Source organism: Corynebacterium hylobatis (assembly GCF_003955685.1).
Classification (GTDB): domain Bacteria; phylum Actinomycetota; class Actinomycetes; order Mycobacteriales; family Mycobacteriaceae; genus Corynebacterium; species Corynebacterium hylobatis.
The window spans coordinates 37,430-61,418 of record NZ_RXHJ01000010.1 but is presented as its reverse complement, the minus strand read 5'-3'; the positions used below and the strand labels follow the sequence as shown (position 1 = coordinate 61,418).

The following is a 23,989-nucleotide window of genomic DNA, read 5'->3' as shown; positions in this document are numbered from 1 at the left end:
TCATCTTGCCGGACGCCGCAGGAGGATGGCCAGGATGACCAGCGCGATGCCCACCACCTCCGCCGGGCTGAGGAACTGCCGCAGGGCGACGGCACCGAGGATCGCGGCGCTCGCCGGCAGCAGGGCCTGCAGGAGCGCGAAACCCGGGGCCCCGGCCATCTTCATCACCACCTGGTCCAGCGAGTACGGGATGACCGCGGAGAGCACCCCCAGCCCGAGGGCCAGACCCAGCAGCTGGGTCCCGGGCATGGCCACCTCCGCTGGCCACAGCACCCAGGCCAGCGGCGCGGTGAGCACCGCAGCGACCGCGAAACCCGCGGCCATCGCGGAGCGGGGGTTGCCGGTACCGCCGACGATGCGGGAACCCACGACGATGTAGACCGCCCACATGGCGCCGGCCGCCAGGGCGAAGAGGATGCCCGCGGCCGCCGTCGACCACACCGCACCCGAGATGACCACCACGCCGACCAGCGCGGCGAGCAGCGCCAGCCAGTCCCGCAGCGAGCGGGAGCCGACGGCGGCGACGAGGACGGGGCCGAGGAACTCGATGGCCACGGCAGTGCCCAGCGGCAGGCGGGCGATGGCCTCGTAGAAGGTCATGTTCATCCCGAGGGTGGCCACGCCGTAGACCGTGGCCTGCCACGTGAAGGAGGCCCGGGCCGGGCGGTAGAGCACCAGCAGGATCAGCGCGGCCGCGGACATCCGCAGCCACGCCACGACGACCGGCGGAAAAAGCTCGAAGAGCCCGACGGCCACCGCCGCGCCAGCGTAGAGGCTGAGCGAGGAGGCGACCATCACCGCCGGCGCGCGCAACATCAGACGGCGGTGGCCTTCGTCACCGTCGCCGTCGCGCCCTTGACCACGTCGTGGGCGTCGCCCTCAAGCTCACCCGTGACGATCTCGAGCTCCACGGCGAGGACCTCACCGGCGATGAGGTCGCGGTGGCGCTGGGCCCACTCCTCCTTCTCGGCGGGAACCGACAGGACCACGGTGATGCGGTCGGAGACCTCCAGGCCGGCGGCCTTGCGGGCGTCCTGCAGGCCACGGATGACATCGGCGGCCCAGCCCTCGGCCTCAAGTGCCTCGGTGACCTCCATGTCGAGGACGACGAGGCCGTCGAGGCCGTCGATGCGCGCGGTGGAGTCCGGGTCCGCGGCGACGAGGCGCTCGGTGTACTCCTCCGGGTTCAGCTCGATGCCGTCGGCGATGACAGTGTCACCGACGCGCTCGTAGTTGCCGGACTTGACGGCCTTGATCACGCGCTGGACATCGCGGCCCAGGCGCGGCCCGGCGACCTTGGCGTTGACGACGACCTCGAAGGTGCCCACCGAGTCGACGTCGTCGGTCAGCTGGACATCCTTGACGTTGACCTCGTCGCGGATGATCGCGGCGAAGTCGGCGAGCTGGCCGGACTCCGGCAGCGCCACCGTCAGCGAGGGCAGCGGCAGACGGTTGCGCAGCTTATGGGCCTTGCGCACCGAGGAGGCCGCGGAGCACACGCCACGGGTGGCGTCCATCGCGGCGACCAGGGCGGCATCCGCCGGGATCTCATCCGCGGAGGGGAAGTCCGCCAGGTGGACGGAGCGCTCCCCGGTCAGGCCGCGCCAGATGACCTCGGAGATCATCGGCAGCAGCGGGGCGGTGACGCGGGTGAGGACCTCGAGCACGGTGTAGAGGGTGTTGAAGGCCTCCGGGTGCCCGGTGTCCCCGGCCCAGAAACGGTCGCGGGAGCGGCGCACGTACCAGTTGGTCAGGGCATCGGCGAACTGCCGGACGGCGTCGGTGGCGTCGGCGATCTCCGCTGCGGCCAGCGCACGGTCCACATCGGCGACCAGGTCGTGCAGCTTGGCCAGGATGTAGCGGTCGAGGACGTCCGTTGAATCGACGGACCACTCAGCCGGCTTCGAGGAGTACAGCTGCAGGAAGGTGTAGGCGTTCCACATCGGCAGCATCGCCTGGCGCACGCCCTCACGGATGCCCTGCTCGGTGACGATGAGGTTGCCGCCGCGCAGGATCGGCGAGGACATCAGGAACCAGCGCATGGCATCCGAGCCGTCGCGGTCGAAGACCTCGTTGACGTTCGGGTAGTTGCCCTTCGACTTGGACATCTTCAGCCCGTCGTCGCCGAGGACAATGCCGTGGGCGACCACCTTGCTGAAGGCCGCGCGGTCGAAGAGTCCGACGGAGAGCACATGGAGCAGGTAGAACCAGCCGCGGGTCTGGCCGATGTACTCGACGATGAAGTCCGCCGGGGCGTGGGACTCGAACCACTCCTTGTTCTCGAAGGGGTAGTGGAACTGGGCGAACGGCATGGAGCCGGAGTCGAACCAGACGTCGAGGACGTCCGGGACGCGCCGCATGGTGGACTGGCCCGTCGGGTCGTCCGGATTCGGGCGGGTCAGCTCGTCGATGTAGGGACGGTGCAGGGAGGTCGGGCGCACGCCGAAGTCGGCCTCGAGCTCGTCGAGGGAGCCGTAGACGTCGATACGCGGGTACTCGTCGTTGTCGGAGACCCACACCGGGATCGGCGAGCCCCAGTAACGGGAACGGGAGATGTTCCAGTCGCGGGCACCCTCGAGCCACTTGCCGAACTGGCCGTCGCGGATGTGCTCCGGCATCCACTCGATGTCGTTGTGGTTGATCTCGACCATGCGGTCGCGGATCCTGGTCACGTTGACGAACCAGGAGGGCAGCGCCATGTAGATCAGCGGCTGGCCGGAACGCCAGGAGTGCGGGTAGGAGTGCTCGATCGTCTCGTGGCGCAGGACCCTGCCGGCGTCCTTGAGGTCGCGGATGATGTCCTTGTTGGCGTCGAAGACCAGCTGGCCCTCGTACGGCGGGACCTGGGAAGTGAATTTACCGTCCATGTCGACGGGGATGACCAGCTCGATGCCGAGGGCCCTGCAGGCCTCCATGTCGTCCTCACCGAAGGCCGGGGCCTGGTGGACGATACCGGTGCCGTCCTCGGTGGTGACGTAGTCGGCAGCGAGGACCTGGAAGCCGTTCTCCAGCTCCGGGAAGAAGCCGAAGATCGGCTCGTAGCTCAGACCCACCAGCTGGGCGCCGGTGAAGGTGGCCAGCACCTCGAGGTCCTCACCGAGCTCCTTGGTGTAGTTGCCCACCAGGTTCTCGGCCAGCAGCACCTTCTCACCGCTCTCAGCGACCTTGACCAGGCTGTAGTTGACCTCCGGATGCACCGCGAGGGCGGCGTTGGAGGGCAGGGTCCAGGGGGTGGTCGTCCAGGCCAGGGCGGCGGCCCCGGCGAGCACCGGATGCTCGGCCAGGGTCTGCTCGGCGGCCGTGCCCGGACGCGCCCCGGTGAAGGGGAAGGTGACCGTCAGCGCCGGGTCCTGGCGCATCTTGTAGGAGTCGTCCAGGCGGGTCTCCTGGTTCGACAGCGGGGTGTGCTCCGCCCAGGAGTAGGGCAGGACGCGGAAGCCCTGGTAGATCAGGCCCTTGTCGTAGAGCTCCTTGAACGCCCAGATCACGGACTCCATGTAGGTCAGGTCCATGGTCTTGTAGCCGTTGTCGAAGTCCACCCAGCGGGCCTGGCGGGTGACGTACTCCTTCCACTCCTCCGTGTACTCCAGGACGGAGGTGGCGCAGTACTCGTTGAACTTCGCCAGGCCCATGGCCTCGATCTGGCCCTTGTCGGTGATGCCCAGCTGCTTCTCCGCCTCCAGCTCCGCGGGCAGACCGTGGGTGTCCCAGCCGAAGACGCGCGGCACGTGGTAGCCGGCCATCGTGCGGTAGCGCGGGATGATGTCCTTGACGTAGCCGGTGAGCAGGTGGCCGTAGTGCGGCAGGCCGTTGGCGAAGGGCGGGCCGTCGTAGAAGACGTACTCCTCGTTGCCCTCGCGCTGGCCCAGGGATGCCTGGAAGGTCTGGTCCTGCGACCAGTAACCCAGGACGTTGCTCTCCATGTCGGGGAAACGGTTGGAACCGCCGGTCAGGTCAACCCTGGGGTAGACCCCGCCGACGGAGGTCTTCTTCTCGGGTGCGGACATCCTCGTATCTACTTCCTTCACTCACGACGTGTGTCTTCGGTCTGCAGGGACGCCACCTTTATGCCGGCTGCGCGGTACCACCCTGCTTGGGTACGCGGCTGCGCACCCCACTTCGTTCGTGGTGAAGGTCTGTCACGGTCCCACCCGTCCGGTTCTACTGGGCCCCGCTGCCGGGACTGTTCTTCCGGATGCTCCCCGGTGATGGCCGGATCATCGCTTCTGCCTCAGCACTATACCCCACACGACGAAAACTCCCCGTCCTGGGACGGGGAGTTCGCGGTGATCTCAGCGTGGGGCGTCAGATCAGTTCTGGTTGCCGCCCTCGGCGTTCGGGGCCGCGGAGCCGCGGGACTCCAGCTCCTCCAGCTGGGACTGAATCATGGTCTTCAGGCGGGTGCGGTACTCGCGCTCGTAGACACGCAGCTCGCTGATGCGGGTCTCCAGCGCGGTCTGCTGCTGCTTGACGGTGGCCATGATCTCGGTGTGCTTGCGCTCGGCGTCGGCCTGCAGGGCGTTGGCCTTCTCCTCGGCCTGACGGATCTGGGCCTCGGCGCGGGAGTTGGCCTGACTGGTGGTCTCCTCGGCGCGCTTCTCGGCCTCGGCGACCATGGTCTTGGCCTTGTTGTCGGCCTCGGCCAGCTGCTGCTCAGCGCGCTTGGCGGCGTCCGCCAGCTGTGCGTTGGCCTTGTTGTCGGCCTCGGTGAGCTGTGCGTTGGCCTTGTTGTCGGCCTCGGCCAGCTGCTGCTCAGCGGCGGAACGAGCCTCATCCAGCATGGAGCGGGACTCAGCCTGCGCCTCGGAGGTCAGGCGGTCGGCCATCTCCTGGGCCAGGCCCAGGACCTTGGCGGCCTGCATGTGGGTGTCGGCACTGGCCGCACCGGAGGCCGCCGGGGTGGCCGCGGCAGCGGGTGCTGCAGCCGCGGATGCCTGGGCAGGGCCCTGTGCCTGTGCCTTCTTCGCGGCCTCGGCCTCGGAACGTGCCTTGTCCGCGTCAGTCCTGGCCTTCTGCAGGTCGGCCTTGACGGTCTTCAGCTCGGCCTCGGCCTTCTCGGTGGCCTTGCGTGCCTCGGCCAGCTTGGCCTCGTACTCTCCGCGCACCTTGGCCTCGATCTCCTTGCGGAGAGCGCCCTTGTCGACGCCGGCGGGAGCACCGCCGTCCTCCACCCGCGCACGGAGGTCATCATTGTCGTCCTGCAGCTGGGCGAGGGTGTCCTCGACGAGATCGAGGAACTGATCGACCTCATCCTCGTTGTAACCCCGCTTGCCGATCGGCGGCTTACTGAAAGCGACGTTGTGCACATCAGCTGGTGTCAGCGGCATTGGCGTTCCCTTCGAGTTTTGTGGTGGCCGGGAGGGCCGGTGCGGGGCGACCCACACGAAGTTGTTTCTGGAAATCGTACTTTGAATGTCTGATCAAGTGTAACCCCGGAGGGGAACGTCCGGACGACGGACACCCTGAATCTTTAGCGGAGGTTCAGATCAGCGGCCACTCAGCCAGCTCAACGCAGCAGGGTCTGAACCACAATCACCCGCAGGATCGACAGAATGATGAAGAGCACGATGATCGACATGTCGAGTGAGACATTGCCCAACCGCAGTGGCGGGATGATCTTCCGCAACGCCTTCACCGGCGGATCGGTGACCACGAAGAGCGGCTCAGCGATGTAGATGAACCAGCGCGGCGGCTGGAAATTCCGGGAGAAGGCCTGGATCATCTCGATCACGATTCGCGCGATGAGGATCAGGACGAAAATCTGGAGGACGACATAGAGGACAGCACCGAGGAGACTCACGAGAACCGAGCCTAGCGGCACCGGACCCAAAAAACACAGGCGCCCCGCCGTGAGCGGGACGCCTGATGCCTTGAAGCGTGCGGGTCAGCGCAGGCCGGCGGCGCGCTCCAGTTCGATCTGGCTGAAATCAGCACCCTCCGGGGTGATGGCGAAGACGGTGCGGTCAGTGTCGATGTGCTTGGACACGTTGACCATGCCGCCGCGCAGGGCGAAGCACAGACCCGCCGCGAAATCGACGATGCGCTTTTTGTCGCCGGACTCCATGCGGCTGAGGTCGAAGACAACCGCGTCGCCGTTGCGGAAGGGCTCGCCGATCTCGGCGGCCTGGTTGTAGGTGCTGACCTCGACAGCGACCAGCTTCGCCTGCGGGGTGTAGCGGGGACGCTCCCCGTATGCGGAGGAGTAGCCGTAGTCCCGGGCCGGGGCCGGGGTGGGTGCCGGGGTGTAGGCGGCGGACCCGCTGGAGCGGTACTGCGGGTCGTCGTCGTAGTAGGCGTCCTCGTGCTCCATGTCGACCGGAGTGAGGCCGAAGAACTCCTTGGCGTTCCTGATGATGGACATATGGTTGATCCTCCCGGGAAGGTTTCCCGTAGACGCGGCTGACACGGGGCTTTTGTCGTTTGTTGTTCCCTAGGGTAACGGTCTGGCGCCGAGCACACCAGTACCGACACGCACGACGTTCGAGCCCCGGGCCACGGCCTCCTCCAGATCGCCCGACATCCCGGCGGACAGCTCCATCGGCCGACCGGTCTGTTCCGCGATTTTCCCGCACAGCCTGCGGGCCCGGTCGAAGACCTCCCCGGCCGCGGAGTCCAGGGGCGGCACAACCATGAGGCCGGCCAGTTCCAGGTGTTCCGCCTCCTCGACGACCTGCACCAGCTCGTCGAGGTCCTCCTCGAGCACTCCCCCGCGGGCGGGATCCCCGTCGGCGGAGAGCTGCAGGTAGACGGGCAGCACATCGGTGGTGCGGTCGCCGCGTTCCAGGGCCAGTGCCATGCCGCGGTCAAGGGCCTGGGCCAGGCGGACGGAGTCGACCGAGTGGACGCTGGCGGCCCAGCGGGCGACGGAATTAGCCTTCTTCGTCTGGACCTGCCCGATCATGTGGATACGGGCCTCGGGTACCTCGGCGGCCTTGCCGCGGGCCTCCTGCTCGCGGTTCTCGGCGACATCGGCCGCGCCGAGTTCAACGAGCAGCCGCAGGTCGGCGGCCGGGTGGAATTTGGTCACCGGCAGCAGGCGGATCTCCTGCGGGTCGCGGCCGGCGGCCTCGGCGGCGGCGTCGATACGCGCGCGGACGGCAGCCAGGTTGGTACGCAGTTCCTCGGTACGTGTCACGGCAGCCACACCAGCCCCGCCTGTCGCCCGGTGGTGCCTTCGCGGCGGTGGGAGAAGAAATCGGTGTCCTCGATGGTGCAGCGCGGGTCCGCCTCGATGGCGGTCACCCCCAGGCCCATGAGCTGGCGCACCAGACCGGCGCGCACGTCGATGCCCGGCGTACCCTGCTCCGTGCGGGTCCGCGAACCGGGCAGATGCTTCTCGACGTCCGCGGCCATCTCCGCCGGCACCTCGTAGTTCCGTCCGGAGGCCGCCGGGCCCAGCAGCACCTGGATGCTGCCCGGGGTGGCACCCAACTCGACCATCTTCGCTACGGTGCGGGGGATGATCCCGTTGCGGGCCCCCATGCGACCGGCGTGGGCGGCGGCGATCACACCGTGAGTGTGGTCGGCCAGCAGCACCGGCACGCAGTCGGCCACGAGGACGGCCAGGGCCAGGCCCCGGCGGGTGGTCACCAGAGCATCGGTGGTCTCCACAGGGCCGGCCTGCGGGCCGTCGACGACGGCGACATTGTTGGAGTGCACCTGTTCCATCCACACGATCTCACCCGGATCCAGGCCGAGCACCCCGGCGAGGCGGTCACGGTTGGCGGCGACGGTGCCGGCGTCATCGCCGACGTGGTCGCCCAGGTTGAAGGATTCATAGGGGGACGACGACGCCCCGCCCGCACGGGTGGTGAACACCATGCGGACGGGGCGTGCAGCCTCGTTCTCATTGCGCAGGGACATGCCCTAGAGGTTAGCGCAGGAAGTCGGGCACATCGAGGTCGTCATCCCGGCGCTCCGGGCGGGAGGAGGTGAACAGGCCGCTGCTGGAACCGCTGCGGTGATGGTGGCGGCCGGGGTCGTCCTGGGCCGGGGCGGGCGGCGGGGTCGGGGCCGGCTTCTCGCGCTCCTCGAAGAGGCGGCCGCGGGCGGAATCATCCTGGACCGGAGCCGGGGTGGGGTTCTCCGCCGGGGTCGGGGTCCCGGGGGCGTTGGCCGGCGGGTTGTTCTTCGCGGCGTCGAAACCGGTGGCGATGATGGTCACGCGGGTCTCGTCGCCGAGGTTGTCGTCGATGATCGTGCCGAAGATAATGTTGGCGTCCGGGTCGCCCTTCTCCTGGACGATGCTCATCGCCTCATTGACCTCCATGAGGCCGAGGTCGGAGGCGCCGGCCACGGACAGCAGCAGACCCTTCGCGCCCTCCATGGTGGACTCGAGCAGCGGCGAGTTGATCGCCTGCATGGTCGCGTCCATGACCCGGTTGTCCCCGCGGGCGGAACCCACGCCCATGAGGGCGGAACCGGCGTCAGACATGACGGAGCGGACATCCGCGAAGTCCACGTTGATCACACCCGGGGTGACGATCAGGTTGGTGATGCCCTGGACACCGTTGTGCAGCACCTCATCCGCGGCACGGAAGGCCTCCATCATGGACAGGGTGGCATCGCCCAGCTGGAGGAGGCGGTCGTTGGGGATGACGATGAGGGTGTCGCAGACCTGGCGCAGCTCCTCGATGCCGGCCTCCGCCTGGCGGGTACGGCGCGGGCCCTCGAACTTGAAGGGCTTGGTCACTACACCGACGGTCAGGGCGCCGAGCTTCTTGGCGATGCCGGCGACGACCGGGGCGGCACCGGTACCGGTGCCGCCGCCCTCGCCGGCGGTGACGAAGACCATGTCCGCGCCCTTGAGGGTCTCCTCAATCTCGGATTTGTGGTCCTCGGCGGAGGTGCGGCCGACCTCCGGGTTGGCGCCGGCGCCCAGGCCACGGGTGGCCTCACGGCCGATGTCGAGCTTGGTGTCGGCGTCAGAGAAGAGCAGTGCCTGGGAGTCCGTGTTGATTGCGACGAACTCGACACCCTTCAGGCCCTCTTCGATCATGCGGTTGACGGCGTTGACGCCGCCGCCGCCGACGCCGACGACCTTGATGACGGCGAGGTAGTTGTTCGGTGAGGTCATGGGTTCTGGCCGCGCCTTTCGGGGAAGTTAAGTGAAATTTGGAACGAGGTTGTATCCATCATGGGCCACCGCCCGCCCGAATCCCGGGACATTTCGGCGGCGTGTCCACACTCTCAACCTCAGGTTAAGGGTTGTTGACGTGCGTTTTTAACGCACAGTGACCATCGCGGGGTTGGACACATTCCAGTGCTGCCCCTCGCGTTGGATCACGGTCTGCATCGCCACGGACTTGTCGTGGTTGTTCTCCGGCGCCCCCCAGTAGACCGTCCGCCCGTCATGCAGGTGGAGGGTCAGCTCGTGGGGGCCGGGGGCGTCCACGGAGGCCACCATGGCGCGGATATGGTCCGGCAGGGAGGCGACAGCCCCGGCGATGCCACTGAAGGACTCCGGTTCCCCGGTCACCTCCACCGCATCCTCAGGTGGGGTGGCGATGATGAACGGTACCCCGCCCTCATCGATGAGGTGTTCGCCGTCGTCCTCCCGGGTGTAGAGGACCGCGCGGCGTTCCGTGATGGCCACCTCCAGGGTACCCGGCCAGCCGCGGGTGACGGTCGCGCTGTGCACCCAGGGCAGGTCCGCCACCCCGCGCGCCGCCCGGCCGGCGTCCACGCGGGCGAGGTTCTCACCCTCAGCGACACCGGTGGCCTCGATGACCTGTTCCTCCGGGGTGTGCACGTTGCCGGTGACCGCATACTCCGACACCCGCAGGACGGGCAGCACCCAGAGCAGGCCGACGATCACGGCCAGCAGGGCGAGCACCCCGGCCACGCCGAGGAGAATCTTCTTCCGGGGCATCATTCACCCAACGTGGCGAGGATCTCCCCGGCCAGGAGGGTGACGTTGCCCGCACCCATGGTGAGCACGAGATCCCCCTCCTCCACCAGGCGGCGCACGGTCTCCGGGGCCTGGGAGAAGTCCGGTTCGTAGACAACCTGCTCCGCGGTCATCGAGTCGATGATGATGCGGGAACTGACCCCCTCGACCGGCTTCTCCCGGGCGCCGAAGATGTCGAGGACCACGGCGGCGTCGGCAAGCGAGAGCGCCGTGGCGAACTCGGCCGCGAACTCGATGGTGCGGGAGTACAGGTGCGGCTGGAAGACGACGATGACGCGCGCACCGGTGCCCTCCGCCCCGACCTTCTGGCGGGCGGCCTGCAGCACCGCCGTCACCTCGGTGGGGTGGTGCGCATAATCGTCGTAGACACGCACTCCCCCAACGGTGCCCCGGTACTCGAAACGCCGGCGCACACCGTTGAAATCGCTCAGCCCCTCGGCGAGCAGCACCGGGTCCCCGCCGGCGAGGTGGCCTGCCAGCAGCGCGCCCGCCCCGTTGAGCACCATGTGCTGGCCGGGGATCTGCAGGTGGACTGTCAGATCCCGGTCACCGATGCGCACATGCGCCACCGAACCTTCGTCGGTGACGTCCGAGCTGAGGACTTCCGCGCCGACCGGGATCGACGGGTGCAGCGCAGCGGCCGCGGTCGTGCCGTAACCCAGCACGTTCACGCCACGCTCCAGGCAGCGCTCACCCAGCTCCGCTGCATGGACGTCATCAAGGCAGACCACCAGATGGCCGGACGGGGTGAGGCGGCCGGCGAAATCGTCGAAGACCCGGTGGTAGGCCTCGGCGGTGCCGAAGAAGTCGAGGTGGTCCGGCTCAATGTTGGTCACCACCGCGATGTCGGGGCAGTACCGCAGCAGGGAGGCGTCCGATTCATCGGCCTCCGCCACGAAACTGTCCCCGGTGCCGTGGTGGGCGTTGGTGCCCGAGCGGTTGAGCTGGCCGCCGATGGCGAAGCTGGGATCCATGCCCGCGGCCTGCATCGCAGCCACCGCCATGGAGGTGGTGGAGGTCTTGCCGTGGGTACCCGCGAAGAGCACCTGGCGACGCCCGCTCATCAGCTCACCGAGCAGATCCGAGCGGCGGATGACCGGGATGGCCAGCTCGCGGGCGGCGGTCAGTTCCGGATTGTCCTGCGGGATCGCGGCGAAGGAGACGACAACCACGGTCGGCGGCTCCCCCGCCAGGCGGAGATTCTCCGCCTCGTGGCCCACCGCAACAAGCGCGCCCGCCGAGCGCAGAGCCCGGACGGGGCGGGAGTCCTTCACGTCGGAGCCGGTGACCACCGCGCCCCGGTCAAGCAGGATGCGGGCAACCCCGGACATGCCGGAACCGCCGATGCCGATGAGGTGGACGCGGGAGAGGTCGACAGAATCGGTCACGGAATTTCAGGCTCCTGGGTGTGGGTGGGACGGACAGGTCATTCTAACGCCGCAGCGACCGCAGCAGCCAGATACGCTGCGGTATCCCCTGCGGAGTGCCCCCGGGCGGCCGCCCGCATGGTCTCGAGGGTATCCCCGTCACCGAGGATGCCGGTGACCTCGGCGACCAGCCGGTCCGCGTCGAACTCGGCGTCACCGACAAGACGGGCGGCACCGGCGGCGACCACATCAGTGGCATTGAGCGCCTGCTCACCGTTGCCGTGCGGCAGGGGGACGTAGACGGCAGGCAGGCCCGAGGCGGTGACCTCGGCGACGGTCATCGCGCCGGAACGGCAGACGATGAGATCTGCGACGGCGTAGGCGGCCGCCATGTCCCCGATATAAGGCAGGGGGACATAGTGCTCGTGGGGGGCGGGGGCGGTGTTGCGTCTGCCGTAGGCGTGCAGCACCTGGAATCCTCCGGCGGTGGTCAGTGTGTCCACCGCGCCGGCCACCGCCCGGTTGAGGCTCACCGCCCCCTGGGAACCGCCGGTGACCAGCAGGGTGCGCCGTTCCGGATCGAGCCCCCACTGCTCACGGGCACGTTCGGCCGCGGCCTGCATGTCACCGCTGCGCAATCCTGCGCGGACGGGGATGCCGACGACCTCGCCGGGCATCCCTGAACCGGCCACCGCGTTGAAGCCGGTGCCACCGAGGCGCACACCGAGTTTATTGGCCAGCCCGGCGCGGGCGTTGGCCTCGTGGACGAAGAACGGGATGCCCAGCGAGCGGGCCGCCAGGTAGCCGGGGGCGGAGACGTAGCCGCCGAAACCGATGAGGGCGTCGGCCTGCACGTCGCGGAGGATCTCCCGGGTCTGGCGTACCGCCTTGACCACCCGGACCGGCAGCTTGAACAGGTCGAGGTTGGGTCGCCGCGGTACAGGTACCGGGTCGATGAGGCGGAGGTCGAAGCCGCGGGCGGGGACGAGGTCACGTTCCAGGCCGCGCGGGGTGCCCAGGGCGGTGACGGTGGCGCCGTGCTGCTCGACGAGGGCCTCAGCCACCGCCAGCGCGGGTTCGACGTGGCCGGCGGTGCCCCCGCCGGCGACGACCACGCTCAGGGTGTCTTGGGGTGCGGGCATGGGTCACCGTCTCCTGTCGGGTTGGGGCCGGTCATGTTCTCTGACGGTACCAGTCACGGGTGCGCCGAAGCGGGCCTGCGTCCGGCGTTCCCGGGCCGTCGCCGCCTTCCGCACGGCGGGTTCGGGCAGCAGGAAGAAGCGGTCGAAGAAGGGGCGGCCGTAGGACTGCATCGCGGAGACCGCCTCCGGTTCATGGCGGGCGACGGAGGCGAGCAACCCCATGGAACCGAGGGTGATGATCGCGGAGGTGCCGCCCGCGGAGATCATCGGCAGCTGGATACCGGTGACGGGCATCAGCCCGACGACGTAGCCGATGTTGATGAAGGCCTGGGAGACCACGCCGGCGGTCAGGGCAGCGGCCATGAGGGACTGGAACTGGTTCTGCGCCCGGGTGGCGGTGCGGTAGCCGAAGTAGCCGAGGGTGGCGAAGAGGATGATCACCAGTGCCCCGCCCCACAGGCCGAGTTCCTCACCGATGATGGCGAAGATGAAGTCGTTCTTCGCCTCGGGCAGGTAGAACCACTTCGCGCGGGACTGGCCGAGGCCGACACCGAAGAGGGAACCGTCGGCCAGGGAGAGGAAGCCCTGGTAGGACTGGAAGGCTGCGCCCTGGGTGTCCTCGAAGCGGCCGAAGAGTGCGTCGAAGTAGACGGTGAAGCGGTTGGAGCGGAAACCGCCGCCGACCAGGATGGCCACCAGCCCCAGCGCGGCAGCGGCGCCGGCGAGCAGGACGATCCTGAGGCTGCCGCCGGCGAAGACGAAGGTGAACATGCCCACCAGCGCGAAGCTGGCGGTCATGCCGAGGTCACCCTGGGCGGCGATGAGCCCGGTCATCGCGACCATGACCCCGAGGTAGATGGTGAAGGGGCTGCTCCTGCTCATGCGGGTGTCGTTGCGGTCGGCGAGGTAGGCGGCACCCCACACCGCGATGGCGACCTTGGCCAGTTCGGAGGGCTGCAGGCCAACGGAACCGACGCGGATCCACGACTGGGAGCCGACCTCCTCGCTGCCCTCACCGATACCCGGGATGAGCACCGCCACCAGGAGGAGGAGGGAGATGATCATGAGCCAGGGGGCGATGCGGCGGACGGTGGCCGGTGGGACCCGCAGGGCAGCCCAGAAGGTGAGGAGGCCGAGGACGACCATGAGGCCCTGGCGCAGGGACTGGCCCCAGACGGTGGAGCCCTCGATGACCGACCAGGTCATCGAGGAGGACATGACCATGACCACACCGATGCCGGTGAGGAGGAAGACCGTGGTGCGCAGCATGAGGTAGTCGAAGCCCGGCCGGGACTCCATCATCGACTGCCAGGCCCGGTATCCCCTGGTGAAGGCGCCGGTGCTGCTGCTCATGAGATCTCCCGGGGTTGATTTGCGGCGGCGGCGAAAAGGTCGCCGCGCTGGGCCATCCCGGTGAACATGTCGAGGGAGGCCGCGGCCGGGGCGAGCAGTACGGTGTCGCCCGCCCCGGCGGTGTCCGCGGCCCAGCCGACGAGCTCGGCGATCGCCTGCTCCGGGTCGGTGCGGGTGGTGTGGTGGACGGGGACGTGCGGGGCGTGCTCGGCCATGGCGGCGGCGATGCGGGGGGCATCGGCACCCAGCAGTCCGACGGCCTTGAGCCGGTGGGCGTGGGAGCGGATCAGCGGGACGATGTCGGCGCCCTTGAGCTGCCCGCCGGCGAGCCAGATGACGTTGTCCAGCCCGGCCAGGGCGGCGTCGGCGGCGTGCGGGTTGGTGGCCTTGGAGTTGTCGACCCAGGTCACTCCCCCGGTCTCGGCGATGATCTGGCCGCGGTGCCCGTCGACCTGGAACGCGGCGAGCGCGGCGGCGATGTGTTCCGGCGTGGCGCCCTGACTGCGGGCGATGGCGGCGGCGGCGAGCGCGTCGAGCACACCGGCCGGTCCGGCCGGTTGGATGCCGGCGACCGGCGCGAGGATGACGGGGGCGTCACCGGTGTTGTCCACCAGCTGCCCACCGATGAGGCCGAACTGGCCGACGCCGGGTTCGGCGAGGGTGAAGCCGATGTGATTGTCGACGTCCGCCCGCGCCAGCACCGCGCGGACCACCGGGTCGTCGACGCCGGCGACGGCGACCGACCCGGACAGGGCGCGGCCCTTGGCGTCGGCGTAGGAGGTGAAGGAGCCGTGCCAGTCGATGTGGTCCTCGGCGAGGTTGAGCAGCACCCCGGCGTCCGGGATCAGCTCCTTCGACCAGTGGAGCTGGAAGCTGGACAGTTCGGCGACGAGGACGTCGACGCGTTGCTCGTCAAGCAGGGCGTCGGCGACGGCGACACCGATGTTGCCCACCGCCCGGGCACGCAGCCCGGTGTCCTGGCCCAGCTGCGCCATCATGGCCGCGAGCATGGCGGTGGTGGTGGTCTTGCCGTTGGTTCCGGTGACCACCAGCCAGGTACGCGGGGGGCCGAAGGCGCCGGCGCGGTCGAGGCGGTAGGCCAGCTCGACGTCGCCGATGACCTCGAGGCCGGCTGCGGCGGCGTCGACAAGCAGGGGGTTGTCGGGACGCCAGCCCGGGGAGGTGACCACCAGCGAGAAACGGCTCAGCACGGTGCGGGCCTCGGCGACGGTGACGCCGGTGGACAGGTTGTTGTCGTCGGCGACTGTGAAGTCCACGCCGAGGCGCTCCAGGAGGCGGACGATGCCGCGGCCGGAGACCCCGGCGCCGGCGATGAGGACGGTTCCGGTGATCATCGCAGGCTCACTCCCGTGACGGTGAGCCATTCGGCGTAGAAGATGCACACACCGAGCATGACAGCCATGGCGGCGATGAGCCAGAAGCGGACGACGACGGTGGTCTCGGGCCAGCCACCGTTCTCGAAGTGGTGGTGGAAGGGTGCCATACGGAAGACGCGCTTGCCGGTGGTGCGGAAGGAGATGACCTGGATGACCACGGAGGCGGCCTCGATGACGAAGAGCGCGCCGATGATGATCATCAGCAGCTCCGTGCGGGATGCCACCGACAGGCCGGCGACCAGGCCGCCGAGGGCCAGGGATCCGGTGTCACCCATGAAGATCTTGGCGGGGGCGGCATTCCACCACAGGAAGCCGAGGCAGCCGCCGAGTCCGGCGGCCGCGAGGATCGCCAGATCGAGGGGGTCACGCACCGAGTAGCAGCCCGGTTCGACGGCGACCTCGCAGGAATTGCGGAACTGCCAGAAGGTGATCAGGGAGTAGGCGCCCATGACGAAGGCGGTGGTGCCGGCGGCCAGTCCGTCGAGGCCGTCGGTGAGGTTGACGGCGTTCGACCAGGCGGCGATGAGGATGACCATGAACACCAGGAAGACGATGATGCCGATGATGCTGCCGCCGAAGGCGATGTCGACGGTGTCGATGTCCCGGATGAAGGACAGGTGCGTCGACCCCGGGGTCAGGCCCTGCGCGTCAGGGAACTGGAGGATGAGCAGGCCGAAGGTAATGGCCAGCACGAGCTGGCCGACGAGCTTGGCGGTCTTGTTCAGGCCGAGGTTGCGGGCCTTGAACAGTTTGATGAAGTCGTCGGCGAAACCGAGCGCACCCATGCCGAGCATGAGGCCGAGGACCAGCACGCCGGAGACGGTGAAGCCGCCGGTGCCGATGACCATGCCGTAGATGCCCACGGTGACGTAGGCGACGACGATGCCGGCGATGATGGCGATGCCGCCCATGGTGGGCGTGCCCCGCTTGCGCAGATGGGACTGGGGGCCGTCCTCCCGGATCTCCTGCCCCAGGCCCTCGGCGGAGAAACGCCGGATGAGCACCGGGGTGGTGAAGATGGCGACGAGGAAACTGACGATTCCTGCGATGATGATCTGTGTCACGTCGTGTTCGCCCCTATGAACCCTTCTGGATGTTCTGCTGTTGGATGAGGTTCTCCGCTACCCGCCACAGCCCCAGCGAGTTGGAGGCCTTGACCAGCACGACATCGCCGGGGTTGCCGGGTCCGGTGTGCTCGATCGGGCGGGTCCGCAGCACGGCCTCGACGAGGCGGGTGGCCTCGTCGACGTCGCGCGCGACCTCAGTAGTTATACCCCGGTTGGCGGCCTCGGTGGCCATGGCGCGGCTGTGGGGATCATCGCCGACGGCGATCAGGTGCTCGACGCGGTACCTGTCGAGCTGCCGGCCGATCTTGCGGTGCGCGGCCTCCGCATCGGTGCCGAGTTCGCTCATCTGGCCCAGGACAGCGATGGCGCGGGCGTGGCGGCGGGCCGCGGCGGTGTAGGCCAGGGCGGCGATGCCGGCCTTCATGGAGTCGGGGTTGGCGTTGTAGGCGTCGTTGATCACGGTCACCCCGTCAGCGCGGGTCTGCACGTCCATGCGGTGTGCGGAGGCGCTGGTGTGGCCGGAAAGTCCCGCGGCGACCCGGCTGAGGTCGAGTCCGGCCTCCAGACCGATGGCCGCGGCTGCCAGGGCGTTGGAGACCTGGTGCTCACCGAAGACCTGCAGACGCACGGGGGCGGATTCCCCACCGGCGTGCAGGGTGAAACTGGCGCGGGCGACATCATCGAGGCGGATGTCCCCGGCCCACAGGTCGGCGCGGGTGCCGGCGGAGTAGGTGACCACCCGGGCGCGGGTGCGGGGCGCCATGGCAGCGACGAAGGGGTCGTCGGCATTGAGCACCGCCACCCCGCGGGCCGGCAGGGCCTCGATGAGTTCGCCCTTGGCGCGGGCGATGTTCTCCCGGGAACCGAATTCACCCAGATGGGCGGTGCCCACATTGAGGACGGCGCCGATGTGCGGGGGCACGGAGCGGGCCAGGTGGGCGATGTGGCCGATGCCGCGGGCGGACATCTCGGCGACGAGGAAACGGGTGTCGGTGGTGCAGCGCAGCGCCGTGTAGGGCAGGCCGATCTCGTTGTTGAAGGAACCGGGCGGGGCGACGGTCTCCCCCGCCATGCGCAGCACGGAGGCGACGAGGTCCTTGGTGGAGGTCTTGCCGGCGGAGCCGGTGATGCCGACGACCGTCAGCTCCGGCAGCCTGGTGACCACGGCATGGGCGAGGGCGGCCAGCGCCTCGACGACGGCCTTGACGGAGCCGTCGGTGTCGTGGGCGTAGATGTCGGCGTTGGAATCGGGGCGGCCGGTGGGTTTGACCACGACTGCGGGCACCCCCACCGGGCGGGCGGCGAGCACGGCGGCGGCACCGGCCGTGATGGCGGTGGCGGCGAAGTCGTGGCCGTCGACACGTGCGCCCGGCAGGGCGATGAACAGCCCGCCCGGGGTGATCAGGCGGGAGTCGAACTCGATGGTGCCGGTCACCGGGGTGTCCGGCTTCTCGACGTCGTGGAGCTCACCACCGGTGATCTCCGCGATCTCCGCGAGGGTCAGGGGGATCACAGTTTCTTCTCCTTCAGTGCACGCCGGACTTCCTCCCGGTCGTCGAAGTGGTGGTCCACCCCGTTGATGAGCTGCCCGACCTCGTGGCCCTTGCCTGCGACGACGACGCCGTCGCCGGGACGCGCCCACCCGATCAGCGCGTCGATGGCCGCGGCGCGATCACCGATCTCGCGGATCTCCGCGGAGGTGCCGGCGGCGAGCGCGCCCTCGAGGACAGCGGCGCGGATGGTGGCGGGGACCTCGCTGCGCGGATTGTCGTCGGTGATGATCACCAGGTCGGCCCGCCGGGCCGCCTCCGCCCCCATGAGGGGACGCTTGGTGGCGTCCCGGTCGCCGCCGGCCCCGACCACCACGCCGAGGCGGCCGCTGATCTGACCGCGCAGGGTGTCCAGCACCGCGGCGACGGCCGCGGGTTTGTGGGCGTAGTCGACCACGGCGAGGAAGTCCTGTCCGGCGTCGATGCGCTCCATCCGGCCCGGCACGGCGACGTCGGCGAAGCCGGCGGTGAAGGCCACCGGGTCCACGCCGGCGGCAAACGCCATGGCGGTGGCCACCGCGGCGTTGGCGATGTTGAAGTCACCCGGCAGCGGCAAACCGGCGGTCAGTTCGTGGCCGGGCAGCCGCAGGTGCAGCGTCTGCGCACCGGTGGGGGCCACCTCGGTCTGGGTGGCGGTGACATCGGCGTCATTGCCGCGGGTGGACACGGTCAGGGGGTCACCGGCACGCTCCGCCATCCGCCGGCCCCACTCGTCGTCGACGCAGACAACCGTGCGGTCCGCGGCCAGCGGGGAGGCCGGGTCGAAGAAGCGGGCCTTGGCCTCGAAGTACTCCTCCATGGTCGGGTGGAAGTCGAGGTGGTCCTGGGAGAGGTTGGTGAAGCCGGCGACGTCGAAACGCGTGCCCGCCACCCTGCCCAGCTCCAGGGCGTGGGAGGAGACCTCCATGACCACGTGGGTGACGCCTGCGTCGACCATCCGCGCGAAGAGCTCCTGGAGGGTCGTGGCCTCCGGGGTGGTCAGGGAGGTGGGCACCGCCCGGCCGTCGATACGGGTGCCGGTGGTGCCGATCAGACCGACCTTGTGACCTGCGGCCATGAGACCGGCCTCCAGCAGGTAGCTGGTGGTGGTCTTGCCGGAGGTGCCGGTCACCCCGAGCACGGTGAGTCGCTCGGAGGGGTGGGCATGGACCTCGGCGGCGACGGTGCCGAGCACCGCGCGGACGTCGTCGACGACGATGATGGGGCGGGTCTCCCCCGCCGCGGCGAGGATCTCCCGGCCGGCGGCGTCGGTGAGTACGGCCACGGCCGGGCTGCCGGCGGCGTAGGTCGCGCCGTGGCTGCGGGTACCCGGCACGGCGGCGAACAGGGCGCCGTCGCTGGCCAGAGCGGACGAGTCCAGACCGAAGGAGGTGATGACGGGATCAGCCCCGGAGTCCTGTACGAGCTCTCCCCCGGCGATGCGGGCCAGATGGGACAGTGTGTTTTCCATGGTGGTTCTCCTCCTCGAGGACTTATTGGGCGTGGAGGATCAGGAGGTCCTCCATGGGCGGTGACGTCGGGATGTTGTCCCGGTCGAGCAGCCATGACGCGATGTCGCGGAAGATCGGGGCCGAGGACTGTCCGCCCCCGCCGCCTTCCTCGACGCCGCGAGTGGGTTCGTCCACCATGACGGCCACCACGAAACGCGGGTCATCCGCCGGGGCGACACCGGCGAAGGTGATCCAGTAGTCACTGTTGGAGTAGGCCCCGGTGTTCGGGTCGACCTTCTGTGCGGTGCCCGTCTTGCCGGAGGTCTGGTAGCCGGGGACCGCGCCGTTGGCGCCGGTGCCCATCTGCAGTCCACCCGGGTCGTCCTGCATGATGGAGCGGAACATGTCGATCGTCGCGCGGGCGGTGTCCGGACTGACCACCTGGGTGCGGTCCGGTTCAGCGAGTTCCTGCTCGGTGCCGTCCGGGTTCGTCACCGACCGGACGATGCGGGGTTCGATCCGCTCGCCGCCATTGGCCAGGGCCTGGTAGATGGAGGCCATCTGCAGGGTGGTGAAGGACATGCCCTGCCCGATGGGCAGGTTGGCGAAGGTGCCGCCGGACCACTGCTCACGGGCCGGCAGGAGGCCGGAGGATTCGTTGGGCAGCTCGATGCCCGTCGTCTGACCGATGCCGAAACGCTGGAGGTAGTCCGCGAAACGGTCCTCACCGAGGCGTTCGGCGAGCATGAGGGTACCCACGTTGGAGGACTTACCGAAGATGCCGGTGGTGGTGTAGGGCACCACGCCGTGGGCCCACGCGTCGTTGACGGTCACGCCGGCCATGTGGATGGAACCGGGCACCTGGTGAACCTCGTCCGGGGTGGTCAGTCCCTCCTCGAGTGTGGCTGCCGCGGTGATGATCTTGGCCACCGAGCCCGGCTCGTAGGGATGCGAGATTGTCTGGTTCTCGAAGTCCTTGCCGGCCCGGAGCTGGCGCTCAATGTTGCCGTTGGGGTCGATGGTGTCGGTGTTGGCCATGGCCAGCACCTCACCGGTGGCCACGTCGAGGACGACCGCCTCCGCGGAATCCGCCTGTGAGTTGGTCTTCGCCTGCTCCAGCAGCTGCTGGACGTAGGTCTGCAGGTCCAGGTCCAGGCTCAGCTCCACGGCGGCACCGTCGACGGCCGGCACCACGTCGCGCAGGGTGCCGGGGATGACCTGCCCGTTGGTGGACACGTCCTCCGTGGAGCGGCCGTTGATGCCCGAGAGCATGGCGTCTCCGGAGGTCTCGAAACCGAACTGGCCCTGCCCGTCCATGGACACCTTGCCCAGGACGTTCTCGGCGATGGCCCCGTTCGGGTACTGGCGGATGTCCTGGTGGTCGGCGGCCACGCCGTGGAAGGTGGCGGCGATCTCGGCGGCGACGTCCGGGTCGACGTTGCGCACCAGGACCTCGTAGGTGGAGTCGGCCTGCAGCTTCTCCAGGATCTCCTCCTCCTTGACCTCACCGGTGATCGCCCCGGCCTCCTCGATCATGGCGGGGATCTCCTGCGACATGGTCACCAGGACGTCCTCGACCCGCTCGTCGATCTCGGCGTCGATCTGCTCCCGGGACATGCCGTCCATGCGCATCGCCAGGTCCTGTTGTTCGGTGAGCTCGCTGCGCAGCACCTGCGGGGAAATAGTCAGGCTACGGGCCTGCATGGTGTAGGCCAGCTGGTTGCCGTGGCGGTCGGTGACCTCACCGCGGCGGGCCGGTTCGACGTAGACACGGGCACGCTGCTGCTGCGCCTTTGCGGCGAACTCGGGGCCCCACACGATCTGCACCCAGGCGAGGCGGCCGACCAGGAGGACGGTGAGGGCCGTGAAGAAGACAAGGATGATCCGCAACCGGCGGGTCATCACCGCCTTCTGGGTGGGGGCCTGCTGCCGAGTGGGCTTCCCGCCGGGCTTCCCACCGGGTTTTTTCGTGGGTTTCTTCGGTTTGGTCTCTGGTTGCCGGGGCGCGCGGCTCTGCGCTGCCCGGGCGTCGGAATAGGGACGGGATGACGAACTGCGGGACGAGTCAACTCGTCCCGCAGCACGTCGGACGCCGCCGGCGCCTGGTCGTGTCACTTGCCGTCCTCAACAATCGGTACTTCTGGGGTCACTGATCCTCAGCGGGAACATTCGGGGCATAGGGGGCCACACCCGGCTCGTAGGGGGCCACGCCCGACTCTGCCGGGGCACGTAGCCGCTCGGCCTGGGGGATCGCCTCCAGGTTGTCGCCCAGCTCCCGGATCGCGTCCGGGTTGCTTGAGGCCTGGCCCGGGCGGACCGGCGCACCGTTGACGTCGATGATGGGACGCGTGGTCACGTCCGCCGGACGTTCCTCCACAATCCCACCGTCGGCGCCCACCGCGAGGATGCCCGGTTGGACGGGCACCTCCAGGCCGAGTTCACCGGCCCGGCGGGCCAGCTCCGCGGAGGAGCGGACGTTCTCGAGGTCCCGGTTGAGGGTCTCGAGCTGGTTGGCCAGCTGCTGGTCCTGGGAGGACAGCGTCTGCATGCGGAAGGTCAGCTGGGTGGACACACCCGACAGCCACATGGCCAGGGCGACACCCGCGATGGCCAGGACGACAGACATGCCGACCAGCTTCATCAGCAGGGTGGAACGGCGGATCTCTTCGGTGCGGCGGCCCCGGACGGAGACCACCTGCCGCGAACCCAGGCGGTTCGGCGAGGGGACCGGCCGTCGGCGGCCCGGCAGGGGCGTCTGCGGGACCTTCGGCGCCCGCGGTTTCTCCGGTGCCCGGGTCGATTGCCCGCGATCGAGGACGGCGATGCTGGTGAAGTCACGGCTGGCACCCATGCGTCGTTCCTTACGGTCGTTTCGAGTCCTGGTCGGTTGGGTCACGGTCGGCCTCCGGTCGGTTCAGGGAGCTTCTCCACAGCGCGCACCCTCACCGGTGCCGCCCGGGGATTCTCTTCGATCTCCGCCTCGTTCGCTTTCTCCGCCCCCCGGGTCACGGTCCGGAAGCGGGGCGCGGTGCCCGGCAGGTCCATCGGCAGGCCGGGGGGTGTCTTCGAGGCGGTCATGTCGGCGAAGGCGTTCTTGACGATGCGGTCCTCCAGCGACTGGTAACTCATGAATACCGCCCGGCCACCGACGGCAAGCAGTTCCGCGATGACGGGGATGACGTTCTCCAGTGCCTCCAGCTCGGCGTTGACCTCGACGCGCAGCGCCTGGAAGGTGCGTTTGGCGGGGTGGCCGCCGGTACGCCGGGTGGCGGCGGGGATGGCGGAGTAGAGCAACTCGACCAGGCGTGCGGAGGTGGTGAAGGGCTCCTTCTCACGTTCCCGCAGCACCGCCGAGGCGATCTTGCCGGCGAAACGTTCATCGCCGTAGGTCTTGAGGATGCGCGCCAGCTCACCGTGACCGTAGGTGTTGAGCACATCCGCTGCGGTCTTCCCCCGGGAGGGGTCCATGCGCATGTCCAGCGGCGCGTCGGTGCGGTAGGCGAAGCCGCGCTCCACCTGGTCCAGCTGCATGGAGGACACTCCGAGGTCGAACAGTGCCCCGGCGACACCGTGCTCGCGGGCGAGGCCGAAGATCTCCCCCTCGCCGTGGGCGATGGCCTCACCGATGCCGTCGAAACGCGTCTGCACGCCGACGAAGCGCCCACCGAAGGGGGCGAGGCGTTCGCGGGCGTCAGTGAGCGCGACGGGGTCACGGTCCACGCCGATGACGCGGGTCTGCGGGAAGGTCCTCAGGAAATGCTCTGTGTGTCCGCCGGCACCGAGGGTGCCGTCGACGATGACCGCGTGCTCACCGAGCTTCTCGACGCCCGGGGCCAGCAGGTCCGCCATCCGGTCGCGGAGAACCGGGACATGGCCGAAATTCTCCTCGACGTCGAAGCTCATGTCGCTCATGGCGTCCCTAGCCCCCTTCGTCATCGAGTGTGTGGCCCGCCCACGGTACGGGGTGCGTATAGGGCCCTGCCCGATGTGTCCATCTGATGTCGGGGAAGTACACCAGAGCATCACCTCGGGCAGAGTCCGTACACGCGCTCCGTCCCACCCTCCCATCCCCTGCGGGGGATGATCAGAGCAGTCCGCCGAGGACGTCTTCTGCGTCGGCCGCCGCGAAGGCGGCTTCCGTTTCCTTCTGATAAGCGGCCCAGGACTCTGCGTCCCAGATCTCGAGAAAATCCACTGATCCGATGACCACACACTCCTTGGTCAGACCCGCGTATGCACGGTGCCCGGCCGAGAGGGTGATGCGACCGCTCCCGTCAGGACGCTGTTCATCCGCACTGGCAGCCAGATTCCGGATGAAGGCACGTGCCTGAGGATTGGTGCGGGACACCGACGCGGCCTTCCGGACGCGTGCGGCGAACTCTTCCCGGGGATAGACCGCAAGGCTGTGGTCCTGCCCCTTCGTGATCATCAACCCACCGGCAAGTTCCGCACGGAACTTGGCCGGAAGTGTCAGCCGACCCTTGTCGTCGAGCTTCGGAGTGTAGGTACCGAGAAACATCCCGGGGTCACCTTCCTCTGCTCGCCTCCTCGGATCTCTTCAGAGCAATTCAGTTCTCGCCATAGTTCGGGGCGGCCACTTGGGCCGCCCTTCTCCACCGCTGCGCCCCACAATACCCCACTTTGCCCCACCAACAACCCTCAACGTGGCCGTAAAATTGCCTGGCAGAGAAAGAGATGCAGGTGAAGTAAGCGAAAGCGGTGGGGCACCGACCCGCGGCGGGGGACGGGACGCCCCGCGGACACCCCCTTTTC

General features: G+C 68.8%; 20 protein-coding genes. All 20 read right to left on the bottom strand.

Going from position 1 to position 23,989, the window contains the following annotated elements:
- The 20 genes from EAH68_RS09190 to mraZ all read right to left on the bottom strand — a co-directional run bounded on the left by EAH68_RS09190 (position 1) and on the right by mraZ (position 23,735).
- A complete protein-coding gene (locus EAH68_RS09190; RefSeq protein ID WP_241228393.1) occupies positions 1–816 on the bottom strand; it encodes an EamA family transporter in 816 nt (271 codons plus the stop codon).
- Positions 816–4,007, bottom strand: a complete 3,192-nt coding sequence (gene ileS / locus EAH68_RS09185) for an isoleucine--tRNA ligase (RefSeq protein WP_126121033.1) — start codon at positions 4,005–4,007, stop codon at positions 816–818. Before ileS ends, EAH68_RS09190 begins: the two co-directional genes overlap by 1 nt.
- Before the next feature lie 303 nt (positions 4,008–4,310).
- Entirely contained in the window at positions 4,311–5,327 is a 1,017-nt protein-coding gene (locus EAH68_RS09180) for a DivIVA domain-containing protein (protein ID WP_126121032.1), read from the bottom strand.
- 179 nt (positions 5,328–5,506) lie between these two features.
- A complete protein-coding gene (locus tag EAH68_RS09175) occupies positions 5,507–5,800 on the bottom strand; it encodes a YggT family protein (RefSeq protein WP_126121031.1) in 294 nt (97 codons plus the stop codon).
- 84 nt (positions 5,801–5,884) lie between these two features.
- The gene (locus EAH68_RS09170) at positions 5,885–6,361 is read right to left on the bottom strand and encodes a cell division protein SepF (protein WP_126121030.1); all 477 of its coding nucleotides are present in this window, start codon (positions 6,359–6,361) and stop codon (positions 5,885–5,887) included.
- Between the two features lie 69 nt (positions 6,362–6,430).
- Positions 6,431–7,135, bottom strand: coding sequence for a YggS family pyridoxal phosphate-dependent enzyme (locus EAH68_RS09165; RefSeq protein ID WP_126121051.1), 705 nt, complete (start codon positions 7,133–7,135; stop codon positions 6,431–6,433).
- Positions 7,132–7,863, bottom strand: a complete 732-nt coding sequence (pgeF, locus tag EAH68_RS09160; protein WP_241228392.1) for a peptidoglycan editing factor PgeF — start codon at positions 7,861–7,863, stop codon at positions 7,132–7,134. The genes EAH68_RS09165 and pgeF overlap by 4 nt, the downstream gene beginning before the upstream one ends.
- 10 nt (positions 7,864–7,873) lie before the next feature.
- Positions 7,874–9,076, bottom strand: a complete 1,203-nt coding sequence (ftsZ, locus tag EAH68_RS09155) for a cell division protein FtsZ (RefSeq protein ID WP_126121029.1) — start codon at positions 9,074–9,076, stop codon at positions 7,874–7,876.
- 147 nt (positions 9,077–9,223) lie between these two features.
- Positions 9,224–9,874: a cell division protein FtsQ/DivIB gene (locus EAH68_RS09150; protein ID WP_126121028.1), complete on the bottom strand. Its 651-nt coding sequence runs from the start codon at positions 9,872–9,874 to the stop codon at positions 9,224–9,226.
- Positions 9,871–11,241 carry a UDP-N-acetylmuramate--L-alanine ligase gene (murC, locus tag EAH68_RS09145; RefSeq protein WP_241228396.1) on the bottom strand — a complete coding sequence of 457 codons (1,371 nt, stop codon included), beginning with the start codon at positions 11,239–11,241 and terminating at the stop codon, positions 9,871–9,873. The genes EAH68_RS09150 and murC overlap by 4 nt, the downstream gene beginning before the upstream one ends.
- A gap of 95 nt (positions 11,242–11,336) precedes the next feature.
- Complete coding sequence (gene murG, locus EAH68_RS09140; protein ID WP_126121026.1) at positions 11,337–12,419, bottom strand: undecaprenyldiphospho-muramoylpentapeptide beta-N-acetylglucosaminyltransferase; 1,083 nt, start codon at positions 12,417–12,419, stop codon at positions 11,337–11,339.
- Positions 12,420–12,422: 3 nt separating this feature from the next.
- A complete protein-coding gene (locus EAH68_RS09135; RefSeq protein ID WP_126121025.1) occupies positions 12,423–13,772 on the bottom strand; it encodes an FtsW/RodA/SpoVE family cell cycle protein in 1,350 nt (449 codons plus the stop codon).
- A complete protein-coding gene (gene murD, locus EAH68_RS09130) occupies positions 13,769–15,157 on the bottom strand; it encodes a UDP-N-acetylmuramoyl-L-alanine--D-glutamate ligase (RefSeq protein WP_126121024.1) in 1,389 nt (462 codons plus the stop codon). The genes EAH68_RS09135 and murD overlap by 4 nt, the downstream gene beginning before the upstream one ends.
- Entirely contained in the window at positions 15,124–16,233 is a 1,110-nt protein-coding gene (mraY, locus tag EAH68_RS09125; protein WP_126121023.1) for a phospho-N-acetylmuramoyl-pentapeptide-transferase, read from the bottom strand. The genes murD and mraY overlap by 34 nt, the downstream gene beginning before the upstream one ends.
- A 13-nt stretch (positions 16,234–16,246) precedes the next feature.
- Entirely contained in the window at positions 16,247–17,749 is a 1,503-nt protein-coding gene (locus EAH68_RS09120) for a UDP-N-acetylmuramoyl-tripeptide--D-alanyl-D-alanine ligase (protein ID WP_126121022.1), read from the bottom strand.
- Positions 17,746–19,236 carry a UDP-N-acetylmuramoyl-L-alanyl-D-glutamate--2,6-diaminopimelate ligase gene (locus tag EAH68_RS09115; RefSeq protein WP_126121021.1) on the bottom strand — a complete coding sequence of 497 codons (1,491 nt, stop codon included), beginning with the start codon at positions 19,234–19,236 and terminating at the stop codon, positions 17,746–17,748. Before EAH68_RS09115 ends, EAH68_RS09120 begins: the two co-directional genes overlap by 4 nt.
- 22 nt (positions 19,237–19,258) lie before the next feature.
- Complete coding sequence (locus tag EAH68_RS09110; protein WP_126121020.1) at positions 19,259–21,118, bottom strand: peptidoglycan D,D-transpeptidase FtsI family protein; 1,860 nt, start codon at positions 21,116–21,118, stop codon at positions 19,259–19,261.
- Between the two features lie 244 nt (positions 21,119–21,362).
- Entirely contained in the window at positions 21,363–22,067 is a 705-nt protein-coding gene (gene ftsL, locus EAH68_RS09105) for a cell division protein FtsL (RefSeq protein ID WP_126121019.1), read from the bottom strand.
- 41 nt (positions 22,068–22,108) lie between these two features.
- Positions 22,109–23,128 carry a 16S rRNA (cytosine(1402)-N(4))-methyltransferase RsmH gene (rsmH, locus tag EAH68_RS09100; protein ID WP_126121018.1) on the bottom strand — a complete coding sequence of 340 codons (1,020 nt, stop codon included), beginning with the start codon at positions 23,126–23,128 and terminating at the stop codon, positions 22,109–22,111.
- Positions 23,129–23,300: 172 nt separating this feature from the next.
- Complete coding sequence (gene mraZ, locus EAH68_RS09095) at positions 23,301–23,735, bottom strand: division/cell wall cluster transcriptional repressor MraZ (protein WP_126121017.1); 435 nt, start codon at positions 23,733–23,735, stop codon at positions 23,301–23,303.
- Positions 23,736–23,989 lie beyond the last annotated feature (254 nt).